Genomic DNA, 1464 nt, shown 5'->3' with positions numbered 1-1464 from the left:
TAAGAAAAACAGCCAGTTTTGTGGGTCCTAAATGCATTGCCTAGTGCTTTAAAAACGCTTAGAGTTAATTATAGGAGCTCGTTTTTTAATTGAATTTGGCTGTTAGAGTTATTCTACAGCCTCGTTATACACTCAGGAGAATTTGCGGTTATGGAGCGACCAATAAAAAGTTTAATCTTTAGTACTGCTCAATTAGATTTGTATGATCGCGATGGAACCAAGTGGCTTCATGTTAATACCTATGGTGAAGGTCTAATGGTAAATAAATTTGACCTGTCAAAAGCCAAAATAGAGACAACTCTGCCACTTGAATCGGAAACTCTAGAACTGCCTTCATACTGGCAAATCAGCTCCAGTAGTTTCAGAGTAAAAATTAAACTTAAGAAGTTGGATAACAACCTTATAAAAGGAAGTATTACCATTTTTTTATTGGGCTTTTTGCCTATATATTGGTGTTGGCTTTCAGGTAAACAAAACTTATTTAACGAATTACGTGGGCTAAATCGTGTATAACAAGTTGCTCAAATTCGTTCGTAAACTCACTGGGACAATTAACAGTTGGCTTGGCGCTCCGCGCAAGTATAGCCAACTGTTAATTGCCCCTTAGCAAAGCGTTGTGGCTGTAGAATTACTCTTTTTTAAGAAAAACAGCCTGTTTTATGGCTTCTAAATGCATTACCTAATGCTTTAAAAACGCTTAGAGTTAATTACAGGAGCTCGTTTTTTAATTGAATTTGGCTGTTAGAGTTATTCTACAGCCTCGTTAGGGTTCAAGGATGATTTCGGAAAACTTTTCATGGTCTGAGAGTATTTATCTAAAATACGATTCCATCGAATATGATCTTCATAACGATTTTGATTTCATCGAAATTAATTATATTATTGAAACTCAATCAGTTACTCTTAAATGGAAAAGAGGCACTGGAAATTGGGTAAATCAAAATCAACCTGATTTAATTGTTCTAAATATATCGAATGTATCTCAATTTGAATTTAAGCCAAGAGATTCTGAAATGCCTTTCACAGAAGATGATTGCTTAGAAAGTTTTGGTTTTATATCAGATGATGATTGGTGCGATGGTCAATTCTGGGCTGATAAAATCCCAGACGAAAGCTGGCTTTGGTCATTCATTTTTCAGTCTGGAGCAGAAATTATAATTGGGGCTAAATCAGCTATTGTGCAAATTGAACCCTAATCGGGTAGCCGGAGGTCTCTAACCTCCAGCCCCCACACCACCCATCATGCGGGTCCGCAATGGGCGGTTCATCTCCTGTAATGAATATTGATCCAAATATCTTTCAATGACACTAAACCTTGTGATGCTAAGTAGTCATTGCCTAGCGCAATGTTAATTCCTTTTGTTTTTGAGCTTCTACAAGGGCCTTCGCTTCCAAGCGCCTACTTTTGGTACTGGTGATACCACAGGCTATGGCGAGTCGTTCGCTAACACCTAATTTCATTAA

2 protein-coding genes are annotated in these 1464 nt (G+C 37.4%); both read left to right on the top strand.

Annotated elements, in window-relative coordinates; translation table 11 throughout:
- Window positions 1-150 precede the first annotated feature (150 nt).
- Window positions 151-513, top strand: coding sequence for a hypothetical protein (locus HH219_RS21545; RefSeq protein WP_169328590.1), 363 nt, complete (start codon window positions 151-153; stop codon window positions 511-513).
- A gap of 263 nt (window positions 514-776) precedes the next feature.
- Entirely contained in the window at window positions 777-1196 is a 420-nt protein-coding gene (locus HH219_RS21540) for a hypothetical protein (protein ID WP_169328589.1), read from the top strand.
- Window positions 1197-1464: the final 268 nt, after the last annotated feature.

Source organism: Pseudoalteromonas sp. NEC-BIFX-2020_015, from assembly GCF_012952265.1.
In the GTDB taxonomy this organism is placed as follows: domain Bacteria; phylum Pseudomonadota; class Gammaproteobacteria; order Enterobacterales; family Alteromonadaceae; genus Pseudoalteromonas; species Pseudoalteromonas neustonica.
Note: the sequence above shows the minus strand (reverse complement) of the source record. Positions and strands in the feature narration are given on the sequence as shown.